At 61.8% G+C, this 16,159-nt stretch carries 14 protein-coding genes and 3 pseudogenes; 4 read left to right on the forward strand and 13 right to left on the reverse strand.

The genetic code is table 11. The features are described from left to right. Positions 1-56: 56 nt before the first annotated feature. The 3 genes and pseudogenes from BVER_RS12680 to BVER_RS12690 form a co-directional block, all read right to left on the reverse strand. Complete coding sequence (locus tag BVER_RS12680) at positions 57-437, reverse strand: RidA family protein (protein WP_050453599.1); 381 nt, start codon at positions 435-437, stop codon at positions 57-59. 30 nt (positions 438-467) lie between these two features. Next, positions 468-1,944, reverse strand: a pseudogene (locus BVER_RS12685) (N-acyl-D-amino-acid deacylase family protein). A gap of 1 nt (position 1,945) precedes the next feature. Further along, on the reverse strand, positions 1,946-2,833 hold the full coding sequence (locus tag BVER_RS12690) for a MurR/RpiR family transcriptional regulator (RefSeq protein WP_050453600.1): 888 nt from the start codon (positions 2,831-2,833) through the stop codon (positions 1,946-1,948). A 135-nt stretch (positions 2,834-2,968) separates the two neighbouring features. Here BVER_RS12690 and BVER_RS12695 point away from each other — a divergent pair, with 135 nt between their 5' ends. Beyond that, positions 2,969-4,243 carry an amino acid deaminase gene (locus BVER_RS12695; protein ID WP_050453610.1) on the forward strand — a complete coding sequence of 425 codons (1,275 nt, stop codon included), beginning with the start codon at positions 2,969-2,971 and terminating at the stop codon, positions 4,241-4,243. On the opposite strand, the gene BVER_RS12700 is transcribed toward BVER_RS12695, so the two are convergent. Both BVER_RS12700 and BVER_RS12705 read right to left on the reverse strand, forming a co-directional pair. Continuing rightward, positions 4,240-4,710 (reverse strand): MarR family winged helix-turn-helix transcriptional regulator, encoded by a 471-nt coding sequence (locus BVER_RS12700; protein WP_050453601.1) that lies wholly within the window; start codon positions 4,708-4,710, stop codon positions 4,240-4,242. The genes BVER_RS12695 and BVER_RS12700 overlap by 4 nt on opposite strands. Positions 4,711-4,727: 17 nt before the next feature. Continuing rightward, complete coding sequence (locus BVER_RS12705) at positions 4,728-6,323, reverse strand: MFS transporter (RefSeq protein ID WP_050453602.1); 1,596 nt, start codon at positions 6,321-6,323, stop codon at positions 4,728-4,730. 106 nt (positions 6,324-6,429) lie between these two features. Here BVER_RS12705 and BVER_RS30115 point away from each other — a divergent pair. Further along, positions 6,430-7,270, forward strand: a pseudogene (locus BVER_RS30115) (EcsC family protein). Beyond that, on the forward strand, positions 7,271-7,495 hold the full coding sequence (locus BVER_RS35555; protein ID WP_332309094.1) for a hypothetical protein: 225 nt from the start codon (positions 7,271-7,273) through the stop codon (positions 7,493-7,495). On the opposite strand, the pseudogene BVER_RS35560 reads toward BVER_RS35555, so the two are convergent. From BVER_RS35560 to BVER_RS12725, 4 genes and pseudogenes are all read right to left on the reverse strand, one after another. After that, a pseudogene (locus BVER_RS35560) lies at positions 7,400-7,852 on the reverse strand (alpha/beta hydrolase fold domain-containing protein); the annotation flags it as partial. The gene BVER_RS35555 and the pseudogene BVER_RS35560 overlap by 96 nt on opposite strands. Continuing rightward, positions 7,794-8,162 carry a hypothetical protein gene (locus tag BVER_RS35565; protein WP_332309095.1) on the reverse strand — a complete coding sequence of 123 codons (369 nt, stop codon included), beginning with the start codon at positions 8,160-8,162 and terminating at the stop codon, positions 7,794-7,796. The pseudogene BVER_RS35560 and the gene BVER_RS35565, both read right to left, overlap by 59 nt. A gap of 22 nt (positions 8,163-8,184) precedes the next feature. Beyond that, a complete protein-coding gene (locus tag BVER_RS12720) occupies positions 8,185-8,595 on the reverse strand; it encodes a CHRD domain-containing protein (RefSeq protein ID WP_050453604.1) in 411 nt (136 codons plus the stop codon). Positions 8,596-8,818: 223 nt separating this feature from the next. Then, entirely contained in the window at positions 8,819-9,982 is a 1,164-nt protein-coding gene (locus BVER_RS12725; RefSeq protein WP_050453605.1) for a porin, read from the reverse strand. A 428-nt stretch (positions 9,983-10,410) separates the two neighbouring features. On the opposite strand from BVER_RS12725, the gene BVER_RS12730 reads away from it, so the two are divergent. After that, positions 10,411-11,367, forward strand: a complete 957-nt coding sequence (locus BVER_RS12730; protein ID WP_050453606.1) for a LysR family transcriptional regulator — start codon at positions 10,411-10,413, stop codon at positions 11,365-11,367. Between the two features lie 19 nt (positions 11,368-11,386). On the opposite strand, the gene BVER_RS33765 is transcribed toward BVER_RS12730, so the two are convergent. The 4 genes from BVER_RS33765 to BVER_RS12750 all read right to left on the reverse strand — a co-directional run bounded on the left by BVER_RS33765 (position 11,387) and on the right by BVER_RS12750 (position 16,027). Continuing rightward, entirely contained in the window at positions 11,387-12,094 is a 708-nt protein-coding gene (locus BVER_RS33765; RefSeq protein ID WP_232316524.1) for a response regulator, read from the reverse strand. Then, entirely contained in the window at positions 11,976-14,306 is a 2,331-nt protein-coding gene (locus BVER_RS12740) for a hybrid sensor histidine kinase/response regulator (RefSeq protein ID WP_232316522.1), read from the reverse strand. The genes BVER_RS33765 and BVER_RS12740 overlap by 119 nt, the downstream gene beginning before the upstream one ends. 154 nt (positions 14,307-14,460) lie before the next feature. Next, a complete protein-coding gene (locus BVER_RS12745) occupies positions 14,461-15,123 on the reverse strand; it encodes a response regulator (RefSeq protein ID WP_050453609.1) in 663 nt (220 codons plus the stop codon). A 100-nt stretch (positions 15,124-15,223) separates the two neighbouring features. Then, the gene (locus tag BVER_RS12750) at positions 15,224-16,027 is read right to left on the reverse strand and encodes a response regulator (RefSeq protein ID WP_232316523.1); all 804 of its coding nucleotides are present in this window, start codon (positions 16,025-16,027) and stop codon (positions 15,224-15,226) included. Positions 16,028-16,159: the final 132 nt, after the last annotated feature.

Consider the following 16,159-nt stretch of genomic DNA (forward strand, 5'->3'; position numbering starts at 1 on the left):
TCAGCCAAAGCGGCTTCGCCTGAAAAGCGAAGCCGCTTTCGCATTTAGGCTTCTGTTTAAGCCTTCTTATAAGCCACGCAATCCACCTCAACCTTGCAATCGATCACCATCGACGACACGACGCAAGCGCGCGCAGGCGGATTCGCCCCGAAATACTCCTTGAACACCTTGTTGAACGAAGCAAAATCGCGCGGATCGTCCAGCCACACGCCGCAGCGCACGACGTGTTCCGTGCCGTAACCCGCTTCCGTCAAAATCGCGATCACGTTCTGAATCGCTTTATGCGATTGCTCGACGATGCCGCCGTTGATCACTTCGCCGTTTTCCATCGGCGTCTGGCCCGACACGAACAGCCAGCCATCGGCTTCGACCGCGCGTGCGAACAGCATATGCGCGCCGCCTTGTCCCTTGCCACCTTCCACGCCATAACGCTTCATCGTTTCACTCCTTTTCAAACGCAATAGTGCTTAAAACGCGCCCTGCGCATCCAGCTTGGATGCCGCGCCGCGCGCCACGAAACGTCCCGCGCGCCGCCGGTCACGGCCTGCTCGCGATACGTCAAAACCCCATTCACCCACACCGCGTCGATACCGTCCGCCGCCTGCTGCGGCTGCGTGAACGTCGGGCATCGCGAACGCGTTCGGGATCGAACACCACCAGATCGGCGTGATAGCCGACCTTCACTTCGCCGCGCTCGCTCAGGCTGAAACGCCGCGCGGTCAGGCTCGTCATCTTGCGCACGGCTTCTTCGAGCGAGATCAAGGACGTGTCGCGCGCGTAGTGGCCGAGCACGCGCGGAAACGCGCCCCACAAACGCGGATGCGGCAGCGGATCGTTCGGCAAGCCATCGGAGCCGATCATCGTCGCGGGATGAGACAGGATGCGTCGCACATCGTCTTCCGACATGTTGTGATACACCGCGCCCGCCGGTTGCAGACGCTTCGCCGCTTCCTGCTGCGTGAGCTTCCATTCGTCGGCGACTTCGCGGATCAGCTTGCCCGCCATCTCCGGATGCGGCGTCGACCAGGTGATCGTGATGTCGATATCGCCCGTCACCTGCTTCAGATCGAGCGTCGACGAACTGCGGTTGTACGGATAGCAATCGCAGCCGACCGGCTGATCGCCGCGCGTGGTATCGAGCGACTTCAGCACGTCGACGCTGCGTCCCCAGTTCGACGGCCCCGCGCATTTCAGATGCGAAATTACCACTGGCACGCGCGCATGACGGCCCACGCGATACGCTTCGTCCATCGCATCGAGAATCGCGTCGAACTCGGTGCGCATATGCGTCGTGTAGAGCGCGCCCGCCTTCGCCAAAGGCTCGGCCAGCGCCTGCACTTCCTCGGGCGGCGCGTTGAACACCGAGCCGTACGCGAGCCCGCTCGACAAACCGAGCGCGCCGTTATCCAGCGCTTCCTCGAGTTGCACGCGCATGCCCGCGACTTCATCGCCCGATGCCGCGCGATCCAGCCGATCCATCTGGTTGTTGCGCAGCGCCGTATGCCCGATCAGCGCGCCAACGTTCACCGCCGGTTGCGCCGCGTTCACCGCATCGACGTAAGCGGCGAAGGTCGGATACTTGAACGCGGCGGCATTGCCGAGCAGGTTCATCGGATCGGGCGGATCGCCCTTCAGCGTCACCGGCGACGCGCTGATGCCGCAATTGCCGACGATCACCGTTGTCACGCCTTGCGTGATCTTCGGCATCATCTGCGGCGAGCGGATCACGTGCGTGTCGTCGTGCGTGTGGACATCGATGAAACCGGGCGCCAGGATCTTGCCTTGCGCGTCGAACACGTCCGCGGCGGTCCATGCGGACAACGCGCCCGGCGCCTCGATGGCAACGATGCGCCCGTCGCGCACCGCCACATCGCGCTCGACGGCGGGCGCGCCCGTACCGTCGATCACGCGTGCGCCGACGATCAGCGTGTCGCAGCTTTCCATGTCAGTCTCTCAGAGGTTGACGCTCGCCGCCGCCGCGATGCGCATCGAGCGCATGCTTCATGCGACGCAGCAGTTCGCGGCTGCGATCGGCCTGCTTCACCGCGAGTTCGGTGACGAGCAGATCGAGCGCCATCATCATCGCGTAGCGCGACGACGACGGTTTGTAGATGAAGTCCGTTTCGATCGCGATGATCGGAATCAGCCAGTCGGCGATCGCACCGAGCGGCGACGCGGGCGCGGTCAGCGCGATCACGCGCGCGCCGTACTCTTTGGCGAGCCGGCAGTTCTCGACGATCTCGGGCGTCTGCCCGGTCACGGAAAGCGCAATCACCACGTTCTCTTTCGACAGCGTCGACGCCACCATGCGCTGCAACAAGCCGTCCTGATACGACGCCACCGGCCGTCCGAGCCGCACGAGGCGAAAGCGCATTTCGTCGGCGAGCGCGGTCGAGCCGCCGCCCATGCCGAACACGTAGATCATCGAGACTTCGGCGAGTGCATCGGCGGCGTCCGCGACCGGTGCGGCGCGCAACGCGCCCTGGTTCTGCGCGAGCGTGGTTTGCACATCTTCGAAGATGCGCGCGGCGAGCGAATCGGCCACCGCGTCCTGCTCGCGCTCGAAAAAACGCTGCCCGACCGCCGCCGCTTGCGCGAGCCGCAGCTTCAACTCGCGTACATCTTCGCAGCCGACGGCTTTAGCGAACCGCGTGACGGTGGCGACGCTCACGTCCGCTTTCTCCGCCAGCGCGCCGATGCTCGCGCGCGATGCGCCCGTGAGGTCGTCGAGAATCAGCGCGGCGACCTTGCGCTCGGCGCTGCGCAACGCGGGCGCGAGTTCCGCGATGCGTGCGACGATATCGAAACTGAGCGAGTCGGCGTGGCCGTTCATAACCGGAGCAGAGAATGGATGAGAGACGTGTTACTAAATAACATTTCCATCCGCGATGCTACTTTGGTTACTATGATGCCGTCAATCTTCGACATCGGTTGATGCTTATTTAAAAGGACGATGGAGCAGCATCACATGAAAATTACAAACTATCAGAACGCGACAATCGATCCGTTCGGCAAGGGTCTCGGCATGGTTCCGGGGATGAGCATCCAGTTGGTCGACGCGGCGCGCCTCCAATGGAATCTGCTCGAGGAAGACGTGAGCCTGCCCGCCGCCGTCCTGTATGCGGAGTGCATCGAACACAATCTGAAGTGGATGCAGAAGTTCGTCGAGGAATACGGCGTCAAGCTCGCGCCGCACGGCAAAACGACGATGGCGCCGCAACTGTTCCGCCGTCAGCTCGAAACCGGCGCGTGGGGCATCACGCTGGCGACGGCGCATCAGGTGCGCGCGGCGTATCGCGGCGGCGTGCATCGCGTGTTGATGGCGAATCAGCTCGTCGGCAAGCGCAATATGGGCCTGATCGCCGAATTGCTGAACGATCCCGGCTTCGATTTCTACTGTCTGGTCGATTCGGCGGAAGGCGTCGAGCAGCTCGGCGCGTTCTTCAGCGACGTCAACAAAAAGCTGAACGTGCTGATCGAACTCGGCGTGCCGGGCGGACGCACCGGCGTGCGCGACGATGCGCAACGCGAAGCCGTGCTCGCGGCTATCGCGCGCTGGAAAGGCACGATCGAACTGGCGGGCATCGAACTGTACGAAGGCGTGCTGCAGGACGAAGCGAAAGTGCGCGAGTTCCTCAAGAGCGCCGTCGATACCACGCGCGAACTGATTGCCCAGGGCAAGATCGCGCGCAAGCCGGCGATTCTCTCGGGCGCGGGTTCGGCATGGTACGACGTCGTCGCCGATGAGTTCGCCAAGGCCAACAGCCAGGATATCGAAGTCGTGCTGCGCCCCGGCTGCTACCTGACGCACGACGTCGGCATCTATAAGAAAGCGCAGAACGAGATTTTCGCGCGCAATCCGATCGCGCAGAAAATGGGACAGGGATTGAAGCCCGCGCTGCAACTGTGGGCGTACGTGCAGTCGATTCCCGAGCCGGACCGCGCGATCATCGGTTTCGGCAAGCGCGATTCCGCATTCGATGCCGGCATGCCGGAACCCGCCAAGCACTATCGCCCGGGCAGCGACGCGCCGCGCGATATTTCATCGGAAGAAGGATGGGAAATTTTCGGGCTGATGGATCAGCACGCGTATCTGCGCATCCGGCCCGGCGACGATCTGAAGGTCGGCGACATGATCGCGTTCGACATTTCGCATCCGTGTCTGACGTTCGACAAGTGGCGTCAGGTGCTGGTCGTCGATCCGAAGTATCGCGTGACCGAAGTCATCGAGACGTTCTTTTAAGCTTTATCCTCGACGGCGACCGCCTGCGATGCATTCGCGGCCGCCACTTCGCCGATGCGCGCCTCCAGCATCAGCAGCGCGCCCGACAACGCGCCGATGGCGTCGTCCGGCAGCGACGCCATCGTGTCGTGCAGGAACGCATTGCGGCGCGGCAAGCCCGCTTCGGCGGCGGCGCGGCCTTGCGGCGTCAGCGCCACATTCGAGACGCGATTGTCGCGCGCGTCCACGCTGCGCACGATCCAGCCGAGCGCTTCCAGCGTCTTCAACTGACGCGTCAGCGCGCCCGGGTCCACCTTCAGCCGCTCGACGAGTTTCTTCTGCGACAGCACGCCCGCATGCTCGTGCAAGGCGAGCAGGATGCGCCAGCGCGGCATCGGCTGACCGACGGCGGCCTCGAACGCCGACATGAACGCGCGATACGTGCGTCCGAACTGCTGCACCACAGCGATACGGTCTTGTTCATTCATACGCGTGTTTCCGTGTTTCATTCTGCGAGGATGACCGGCTCCTGCGGTCCTTTCAGGCGCACCGGCGGCACGCGACGCGTCTGCCAGACCGACACCACCGCGATCAGCGCCGCCACCGCCAAACCGATGTGAATCGCCGTGACCAGCGATTCGCGCGCCGACTCCACCAGCGCCGCGCCGTTGTGACCGGCCGACGCGAGTTCAGCGAGCAGCGTGCCCTGTGCATCGCGGTTGATCAGGATCTGCGGATCGGCCAGATCGCCGAGCCATTTCATCGCGTGATCCTTGTCCAGCGCAAGACTGACGCCGCTCGCGTACAGATGTCCGACCAGCGTGCCAGTCAGCGCCGTGCCGATCATCCCGCCGATCATGCGCAGCGATTGCAGCAGCGCCGTCGCAATGCCGAGATGCGCGCGGCCCGCCATCTGCTGCGCGAAAACGGTGAGGTTCGGCATCACGAAACCGAGGCCGAGACCGCCGATCAGCATGAACACGAGCAGCAGTTCCCGCGGCATATTGCGCGTGGACAGCACAACGCCCAGACACGAAATGGCGATGCACGTAAAGCCGATGAACAGCATGACGTTGGCGTTCTTCAGACGCGTGACGATCCGCCCGTTCACGATACTGCCGATGGTGATGAACACGACCAGCGGCGTGATCATCATGCCGGCGTCTTTCGGATCCATGCCGAAGCCGCCCTGAAACAGCAACAGCGCGTAGAACAGCAACGAGAACATCGCGAAACCGCTGAGCACGGACAGCGTGAAGAGCGCGGCGAGCGCCTTGTTGCGAAACATGTCGATGGGCAGAATGGCGTAATCGCAACGCTTTTCCCACTTCCACAGCGCATACGATGCCGCGACGCTCAACACCAGCAACACCGCCGTCTCGGCCGACAAACCATGTTTCGGCAACATTTCGACGAACAATTGCAGCGCGCCGAGCGCGACCGCGATCAGCACCGCGCCGGGAAAATCGAGCCGCATCTTGCCTTCATGCGCGACGTGCCGCAAATGCGGCAGAAAGCGCCATACGAAAAACAGCGACACCACGCCGACCGGCAGATTCACGTAAAACACCGACCACCAGCCATAGTACTGCGTGAGAAATCCGCCGAGCGACGGCCCGACCGCGTTGGCAATGCCGAAAGCGGAACTCATCAGCACTTGCCAGCGCAATCGCACGACGTTGTCCGGGAAGAGATCGGCGATGCACGCGAACGCGGTGCCGACCAGCATTCCGCCGCCGATGCCCTGCAAGCCGCGCGCGAGCACGAGGAACATCATGCTGTTGGCCAATCCGCATAGGACGGACGCCACCGTGAACACGACGATCGACGCGATCACAAAGGGTTTGCGGCCGTAATAATCGCCGAGCCGTCCGAAAATCGGCACGGTAATGACGGATGTCAGAAGATAGGACGTGGCGACCCATGCGTAGAGATCGAAGCCCTTCAGTTCGGCGACGATGGTGGGCAGCGCGGTGCCGACGACGGTCTGATCGAGCGCGACGAGCATCGTGACGAAGGAGACGCCCAGCATCGCCATGAGCGACTCGCGGAACGGTAAAACCTGCCCGCTGGAATGATGCGCGGCTGTGTGAACGGCCATTTTCTGTAAGCGCAATAATTGACGAGTCAACTGAAATGGAATCATAGCACGCGCTTGCGCTCTAATCCGGATTGCCGACACCTCTTTTTCGAATCAGATCAATCGCATGGAACCGACGCCGATCATCACCTCGCCGCTCACCACGGAAGATTTCGCCGCCCTCACGCGCGCCAAGGAAGAACTCGAAAGCCCGTCGCTGACGATGCAGCTCGCCAGCGTCGTCGGCGCGTCGATCGAGAAACTCATGGGCCGGCTGCCCTCGTCCGCGCAGGAAAAAGTCGACGAAGCGACGCAGCTCGCGCTCAAGAAGTGTCTGCAGGTCGCGCTGCGGACTATCGGCAAAAGCGCGCCGTCCGATTCGCTGCTCGCGCCGCCGCCCGACAAACCGAGCAATCTGATGCACAAACTCGCGGTCGCGACGACCGGCGCGGCGGGCGGCGCATTCGGCATGTTCTCGCTGCCGGTCGAATTGCCGGTGACGACCACGCTGATGTTCCGCTCGATCTGCGATATCGCGCGCAGCGAGGGCGAGGACGTGCATCGCGTGGAGACTCAGCTTCAATGCATGATGGTGCTCGGCATGGGCGGCACCAACAAAAGCGACGACAACGCCGATCTCGGCTATTTCATCGTGCGCGGCGCGCTGGCGCAGTCGGTATCGCGCGACCAGCGAGATCGCAGCCAAGGGCTTGGGCAGTCACGGATCGACCGCGCTGCTCAAGTTCGTGCAGACGATCGCGTCGCGGTTTTCGGTGCAGGTCAGCGAACAGGTCGCGGCGAAGTCGATTCCGGCGATCGGCGCGGTGCTCGGCGCAATGGTCAACACCGTCTTCATGGACCACTTTCAGCAGATGGCGCACGGCCACTTCACCGTACGACGGCTCGAACGATGCTACGGCACGGCCGTGGTCGAGCGCGCGTATCAGACCATCGAGGTCATGCGCTGAGTGTCTGTCGAACTCGTCGCGGTTCTGGCGAAGCGCGCGGCGCGCTTCCGGCATGAACGGCGCCCAGATCTGGAAGATATGCGGCACCTTCCGCCAGATTTGCAGATCGACTTCGACGCCGGCGGCGCGCGCTCGCTCGGCGAGGCGCGTCGAATCGTCGAGCAGGACTTCGGTGTCGCCGACCTGAATCAGAAGCGGCGGCAAGCCCGCGAGATCGGCGAATAGCGGCGAGGCATAGGGATGCGTCGCGTCGGCATCGCCCAGATATTGCGCGGCGACGGCGGGGAAAACGGTGGCGTGGAACATCGGATCGCGGCCTTCGTTCGTTCGCATCGATGCGCCGCTGATCTTCAGATCGGTCCACGGCGAGAACAGTATCGCGCCGGCGGGCAAGGCGTCGCCGGCATCGCGCAGCGCGAGCAAGGCGCCGAGCGCGAGACCGCCGCCCGCCGAATCGCCCGCGATCACGATCGAACTCGCCGCGATGCCCTGCGCCCGCAATGCGCGATACGCGGCGACGGCATCATCGACCGCAGCGGGAAAAGGATGCTCGGACGCGAGGCGATAGTCCAGCGAAAACACGTCCGCCTGCGCGCGCCGCCAGCCCGAAGCTGATCGCGCGATGGCTCGACGGCGAGCAGAAGTAATAGCCGCCGCCGTGCAGATACAGAATCGTCCGCGTCGACAGCGATGAACGCAGCCATTCGCCGCGTAACGGCGCATGCGTTTCGCGATCGCGAATCTGCAGCGCGAAACCCTTCGGCACGCGCGGCGACAAGACGCGTCGCGCCGTGTACGCGCGCACCCTTGCCACGTTGATGCCCGGCTTCGCGGTTTCCGGCCGCATCCGACGACGCAGGATCGCGCAGGCCAGGGCGTTTTGCCAACTCATCGGATACGCAGTGAGAACGCCGTCAGTTCGACGGCATCACCTGACCGCGAATCTCGCCGGTCGGGTTGTCCTGCGTATGAATGTTGAAGTACCACTGGCCGGCCATCAGATCGGTGACTTGCGCGTCGGTGAGCGTGGCCTCGCCTTTCATCGGGCTCACGAGCCCCTTCTTGTCGATCGGAATCTGCACCTTGGCGTTCTGTCCGACGGGCGCGGGGCCGTGGAAATGCGCCATCGTGACGGGACCGGAAAGGTCGCCGTAGGTGACGGTCCAGGCGAGGATTTTGGTGTCGGTGTCGAAGGTGGCATCGAGCAGGCCGTGGCCTTTGCTGACGCGCGGCGGCACTTCGCTCGACGGCTGGAGGTTGGCCTTGAGCGCGACGGTATCGGCGAACGCAACGGTCGATGCGGCCGATGCCAGCAAGGTCAACATCGCGCCTGCTATCCAGCGGACTGGGGGCTTACGTGTCGTCGAGATCATCGCTTGCTCGCTCCTTGCGCGTGAGGCGAGCTGACATCGCTCTGCCGATGTCGGCATCGTAGAGCATTTGAATGATGGACGCGTGTTGCACCGAACGACATGCAAACGCAAGAAGGGCGCCTCGCGGCGCCCTTCCCTTGCTAACTTACAGCGACTGCGTCAGACGCAGCCCGCTTTAGAAGCGGTGACGGATACCCGTGTTCACGAGAACCTGACGGCTGCTCGAGGACGGACCGAATGCGCCGTTGTTGTTGGCGATTGCGGCTTGCGGGTAGTAACCATCAGCACCGCCGCCAGCGATTTGCGCCACGGCTTCGACGTGGAAGTCCGTACGCTTCGACAGCGCGTAGTCAGCCTGCAGGCCGAACTGATGGAAGTGGACCGTATCCGACGATTGGCCGAACGCGTTGACCTTGTTCGTCGAGTACGTGTACGCAGCGCCCAGAGCCAGCGCCGGCGTCACGAGGTAACGGCCGTTCACTTCGAAGTTGTTGAAAACGTTCGAGTAACCTTGGAAGTCGCTGTTGTTCAGGCGGCTTTGCGTCCAAACTGCGCCGAACGTCATAGCGTCGTACGAGTAGCTTCCGCCAGCACCGAAGGTGCGCTGACGATCATGAACGTTGCCTGCCGCGAAGTTGCTTGCAAACTGCTCACCCGAGATCGCGCCCGTAGCCGACGAGTTGACGCCGTTACCTTGCATGTATGCAGCACCGAACTTGAACGGGCCGTTTGCATAGCCAGCGCCGAGGCTGTAAGCACGGTTGTCAGCAAAGCCGCCAGCCTGGTTCGAGAAGCCATACAGGCCGCTGAACGAGAAGCCGCTGTAGTTGTTGCTCTGGAACTTCATCACGTTGGCGATGCTGAAGTTGCTGTTCAGGTTGTCGTTGCCGAAAGCGTGACCGAAGTACGTACCGCCCCACGTGCCAGCTGCGCTCAGCGGGCCGAGGTAGTCGACGACGGAGTCATACTGACGACCGAGCGTGACCGTGCCGGCGTCCGACGACAGACCGACATATGCCTGACGACCAAAGAGTCTATTATCCGCCTGGCCGTTGTTCAGGCTGAAGCCGCTTTCCAAATTGAAGATCGCCTTCATGCCGCCGCCCAGATCTTCGGAACCGCGCATGCCCCAACGGCTCTCTTGCAGATTACCGCTGGTCAGGCCGTGGTAGTTGGTCTTCATGTTCGTGTGAGTCGGGTTCGTGTCGACCACGTTGTTCACAAACGTCAGACCTGCGTCGACGATGCCGTACAGCGTCACGCTGCTTTGCGCGCTTGCAGCCGTCGCGAACGCTGCAGCCAGCGTTGCCACTGCTGCCACGATAAGATTCTTTTTCATGCGTGTTCCTTTGATGGAGTCCAAGACTCGATGGGTTGCTTCAGTCGGCGCCACGGCACGTCTGGGACCTGATGCCCCGGGGTGCGCCTCACACCGTTTATTCGGCAACCCAAAGTGTATGACTCAGCTTTTTGCATCGACCACCCAAGGAAACACAAAAATATTTTCGAACAATTCGAAAGATCGAATTTCAATATGAGTAAACGCTTAGCTCTCTGGTACTTACCTGATACCACCCGCTATCTCGATATTTCCTGATTCACGCTGAGTTGCAGGTATGCGACAGTGGTCCATAGGAGACATCGGTCGAACATAGGATTCCTCCGATTACATAAGCACCGGTTAATCGCTAATGTCGCGCACGCGACACGTATTCAATTTGATTGCGTCTCGTAATCGCATATAACCTGGCGCCTGCCCTTCGCTCAATGAATCAACTGCAAGCGATGCGCGTCTTCCTCAAAGTCGCCGAAACCGAATCGTTTGGACGCACCGCGGCCGCACTCGAAATCTCGAATGCTGTCGTCACGCGCTATGTCTCACTGCTGGAGACGCATCTCAATACGCGTCTATTGAATCGCACCACGCGCAGCGTGTCGCTGACCGAAGCCGGACGCACGTATGCGGACGGTTGTCGCGCCGTGCTCGAACAGATCGAGGCAGTGGAAACGTCGGTGGGGAATACATCGGTCGATCCGTCCGGCACGCTCAAGCTCGTGGCATCGGCATCGTTTTCGGTGCTCGAACTCACGCCGATGCTCAGCGCCTATCAGGAGCGCTATCCGGAGGTGAAGCTGCGTCTGACCTTGCTGCATCGGCCGGTCGATCTGGTGGATGAAGGCTTCGATGCGGGCGTCGTCACGCCGCATCTCGTGACCAGCGGCACGCTGATCAATCGGCCGCTGTTTACGGTCGCGGCTGTGCTGGTCGCGTCGCCCGATTATGTCGCGCGCGAGGGCGCGCCGCGCAATCCGGTCGCGCTCGCGAAGCATCGCTTTCTGGCGCCGTCGTCGGACATACGCGGCTCGTCGTGGTCGTTCGTCGCGCCATCGGGCGTGCGGGACAATATTTCGCTCAATCCGGCTTACATGGTCAACAGCTCGCCGATGTTGCGGCAGGCCGCGCTATCGAGCATGGGCATTGCCGTCTTGCCCGAAAGCCATGTGACCGATGACATCGCATCCGGCGCGCTGGTTCGTCTGCTGCCCGATTACACGCTCGCGGATGCCGACAAGGAAGTGTCGCTCGTCTATCCGGGACGCCGGCACGTTTCCGCGAAGACGCGTTCGTTCGTGGATTTCGCGCTGACGTATTTCCGCGATCGCGCGCCCGCCGATGCCAACATCGGCAACGGCGCGGATGAGCGATCGACCGCGCTTCCCTGACGCGCCCGCAAACGCGGCCTCAGACGATCGCCGCGCCTTGCGCCTCAATCGTTTCGAGCAACTGCTCGCACCGCGCGATCAGCGCAAGCCCATCGCTTCGACGTTGCGCCGACGACTTCGTCTGCAAATCGCGACGATACGTCTCGAGCGCATCGAGCAACGGCGCATAGTGCAGCACGCTGGCCGCCCCGACCACGCGATGATGCCACTCGCGCAAATGCTCCACCGTCCCGTGATCGAGCAAGTTCCGCAGCGCGACGAGGTCATCGCGGAACGATGACACGAACGCGTCCAGAAGCGCCTTGACGGTCGCCTCGCTGCCCCACAGTTGCGCCATGGCGTCGAGGTCCAGCCGATCGTCGTCCGCTTCGTTCGACGCTTGCTGTTGTCGCGCGGGTGTCTCGATTTGTGACGTCGGATTTTCTGTCAGCCACCATCGATTCAAACGATCGCGCAAGGTCGCAAGCCGGGTCGGTTTGATGAGGCAATCGTCCATGCCGGCGTCGTGGCACTTCTTCAATTCTTCCGGCACCGTGCTCGCGATAATGCCGAGAATCGGCAGACGCCGCGATCCGCCCTGCTCGTCGGCCCGCACGCGCCGCGCGAGTTCATAGCCCGTCATGTTCGGCATATGGCAATCGGTGATCAGAAAGCCGTATGCCGTGTTCTTCAACGCCGCGAGCGCTTCGACGCCGTCGTGCACGACATCGCAGGCAAAGCCCAGCAACGACAACTGATGCCGGATCAGTTCCTGATTCACCGGATGATCTTCCGCGACCAGCACCAGCCGGCCGCTTTGCAGCGCGGTTTCCCGGTCCGGCGCTTCCGAGTTCGGTTCCTGGCCGAGCGCGACGGTCGTCGCGATCTGCGGCATGCCGGTCAGCGCCGCCACGCAAGCCGCGCCGAGACCGCGCCACGACAGCGGATTCACGCTGACGCGAATATCGTCCTCGAGAATGCGATATCCGGTGGGCTTCGGTTTCTCGGTGACGTGAATGACGCGCGACGCGAGCGGCAGAATGTCCTTGCGCGTATCGCTCAGAAAAACGAGGTCGACACCGGCACGTCTTGTCGTCGAGCAAAGCCTGTGCCGACGGTTCCATGCGACGCAGATCGAGTCCGAGCGCCTGCCCGAGGTCGAACACGCTTTGCGCCACGCTATCGTCCTCGATCGCGACGATGCCATGCTTGCCGCGCAATCCGTCGATCTGATACTGCGACGTTTCCACCGGCATCACGAGACGCAGCGACATGGCCGTGCCGACGCCGAGCGCGCTGTTCAACGCGAGCGCGCCGCCCATCAGTTCGACGAGACGATTGCAGATGGTAAGCCCCAGCCCCGTGCCGCCGAAACGCCGCGTCGTGGACGTTTCTGCCTGCACGAACGACTCGAACAGGCTGGCCTGCGCCTCGGGCGCGATACCGATGCCCGTATCCTTCACGCACCATTCGATGACCTGCGCCCCGCCGCGCTGCTCGACCACGCCGACGTGCAGCGCCACCTCGCCCTTGATCGTGAACTTGATGGCGTTGCTCAGCAGATTGAACAAGACCTGACGCAGACGCACGCTGTCGCCGCGCACGATCGCCGCGACATCCGGCGCAACATGGACGCGCACGCGCAAGCCTTTCTCGTGCGCCCGTCTCGCCAGCAAACCGATGGTGTTATCGACCAGTTCGCGCAAATCGATCGGCGTCGATTCGATGGTCAGGCGGCCGGCTTCGATCTTCGAGTAGTCGAGCAGGTCGTCCAGAATCTGCAGCAGCGCGCTCGCGGAATCCTGAATCATGCCGAGCATCTGCGATTGATCGGGATTCAGCGGCGTGTTCTCGAAGACTTCGACCAGACCGAGCACGCCGTTCATCGGCGTGCGGATTTCGTGGCTCATCATCGCGAGGAAATCGTCCTTCGCGCGATTGGCGGCTTCCGCTGTGTCGCTGGCGCGTGCGAGTTCTTCGGCGCGCGCGTGTTCGACGCTGGCGTCGGCCCAGTAGCCGCTCCACACGACCGCGCCGTCGTCTTCGCGATGCGCCACCAGATCGGCGCGAATCCACCGCGTGGTGCCCTTCACCGTCGAGCGAAATTCGGTGTGCACAGGCTCGAGCGTCGCCGACGATGTCTCGATCTCGCGCACCAGCCGCACGCTGTCGAGCGCATCGACATGACGCAGCACGTTCATGGGATCGTCGGCCAGCGCCGCGACGTCGAGACCGAGCAGTTGCCGCGTGTCGCCGTCGATATACGGAAGGTTGTACGCGCCCTGGTTCGACCGGCGCAGTTGAAACACCACCGCCGGCAGCGAGCGCGTGACATCGTGAAGACGGCGCTCGGTTTGTCGGGCGCGCAATTCGGCGTCTCGAATATCGGTGATATCGATCATGGTGCCGACGACGCCGGCCCGTTCGCCGTTCGATGCGTAGAACGCGCCGGTCCAGAAAAGTCCGTAGCGCGATCGTCCGTTGCGGTCGAAGAACTCAGCTTCGATTTCCTGACGCACGCCGGTGCTCAGCGTGTTGGCCGTGAGATCGTGCAGCACCTGACTATGCTCGTGCCCCCACGCGCCGACTTCGCGCGCCGTGCGCCCGATGATGTCCTCGCGCTGAATGCACAGCGCATCTTCGAAGGCGCGATTGACGGCGACATAGCGATTTTCCATATCCTTCGCGATCAGCGGATACGGCACCACTTCCATCATGGTCTGCTGGAAGCTCAACTGCGTGGCCAGACGCCGTTCGATTTCGACGCGACGCCCCATCTCGCGCTGAAGCAGAATCAGCGCGCGCAACGTGACGATCAGCACGGCGGCCACGCCGATCAGCGCGGGCAATAGCCGCATGCCGCTGATGCCGCCGCCCACCGGCGACATCGGCGACGCGAACGATGCGGGCAAATGAAGCGCGAACAGCGCAAGCCAGCAAGCCAACAGCAAGGGTCTCAATTCACAGCCTCTCGAAAATCGTCAAACGATCGGCGCGCTTGCGGTGCGAGCGATTGAACGTCAGGAACTGAACAGTCTCGTCCTACTTGCCTTTGCATAGAAATCAGACATATCCCAAACATGTCTTATGGATTTCTATCGCGTGACCGGCGTGTCAGACGAGCCCGATTTGACGCATGTATTCGACCAATTCCACTTCGGAATCGAGTCCGAGCTTGCGCATGCCATTGCGCTTTTGCGTGGCGATGGTCTTGGTGCTGCGGCCGAAACGTTCGGCAATCTCTTCGACCAGCAGGCCGCTCGCGTAGAGGTGGAAGACTTCCAACTCGCGACGGCTCAGCACGCCCGCGCACGCCGGCGTCGACGAAGGAAAGCGATCCACGGTGTTTTTTGCGGAAGGCGAGAGATAGCGCGATCCGCCCGCGATCATATGAACCGCTTCGGGCAGGCAATCGAGGCCGTCGCGCTTGTCGACCACGCCGTCGATGCCCAACTGGATCAGGCCCGCCAGCATCTGCCCTTGCGAGATTATGGTCACCGCGACGATCTTCGGACGCCGCGAATACCACGACAAACGCCTTAAAAATGCAATGGCGTTACTTTCGCCATCGATTCCGCGCATGCCGATATCCGTGAAAATGTAATCGCACGGCGTGCTGTCGATTACTTCGGCGAGCATCAACGTATCGTTCGCCGTGGCGACGACCTGAAAATGCCCGTCGCGCTCCATATAAGTTTGAATGCCCTTGACGACTGCAGGATGGTCGTCGGCGACGATAACGCGTATAGGGCTGGTGATATTCGATGTCTCATTCATTTTATGTTCCGGTACGCATCGATCTTCTGTCGATTAGGCGTAGCCTCCTTTCCGGTCCCGCTAATGAAATCGCAATATGGCGAAACTCCGCGCTATCGCTTTAAAGCAGATTGCTGTCCGCGACGAAACGGTATAAATCCGCATCGGTGGACAGTTCCAGCTTTCGCATGGCCGCGCATTTCTGCGCGCTAATGGTTTTCACGCTGCGGCCCAGCTCTTTTGCGATCTCGGTCACGTTCGCACCGCGCGCATAACGTTCGATGACCTCGAGTTCGCGGATCGTGAGTCGCTGACGAATGAAGCGGGCATGTCCCTCCGCGTTCGCCACCGCGAGCGAGCGGCGAATGGCCGGCCCGAGGTAAGTCTCGTTGGACATCACAGAGACGATTGCAAGATAGATGAGGTCGAGACGATCTTCCTTGCTGAGGAAAGCATGCGCGCCGACGTCGAGCGCCTGCTTGACGACAGTCGCGCTGTCATTGCGCGACAGCACGATGACGCGCACGTCCGGATAACTCCCGGCCATATGCTGAATGAGTTCGATGCCGTCGCCGAAGCGGCCGCCGGGCATGTGGAAATCCATGATCGCGACATCGCATTCGGCGTTCGCGAGCGACTCGTCGAGTTGAGTCGAGTTCGTGTTGCGGCTGATGACCTCGATGTTCGGAAAATGCCCAGACAGTTTCTCGATTGCAAGCAGGACGAGCGGATGATCGTCCGCGATCGCCAGTCTCACTCGTCTTGAATGCGAGAACGTTCTGCTCGCGTTAGCCGTTTCCATCGACTCAAATCCTGATGCGTATTGCAAAGCAAAATCTAAATTAAAATCCGATGACGAAGAATCGGATACCGAAACATCAAAATACATAAGCTGCGTCCGAAAACCAAAACAACCCCCGTGCAAATTCAGCCTAGGCTCTGTTCACATTTGAAGAAATGTGTTTACATCTCATCTTTTGCGTAAGCGATCAAGATGAGTCGAATGTTGCTGACCGATGAGATATGGGGACGACTGGAGTCCATTGTTCCGGGTAAG

The sequence above is a fragment of the Candidatus Burkholderia verschuerenii genome, assembly GCF_001189365.1.
Lineage (GTDB): Bacteria > Pseudomonadota > Gammaproteobacteria > Burkholderiales > Burkholderiaceae > Caballeronia > Caballeronia verschuerenii.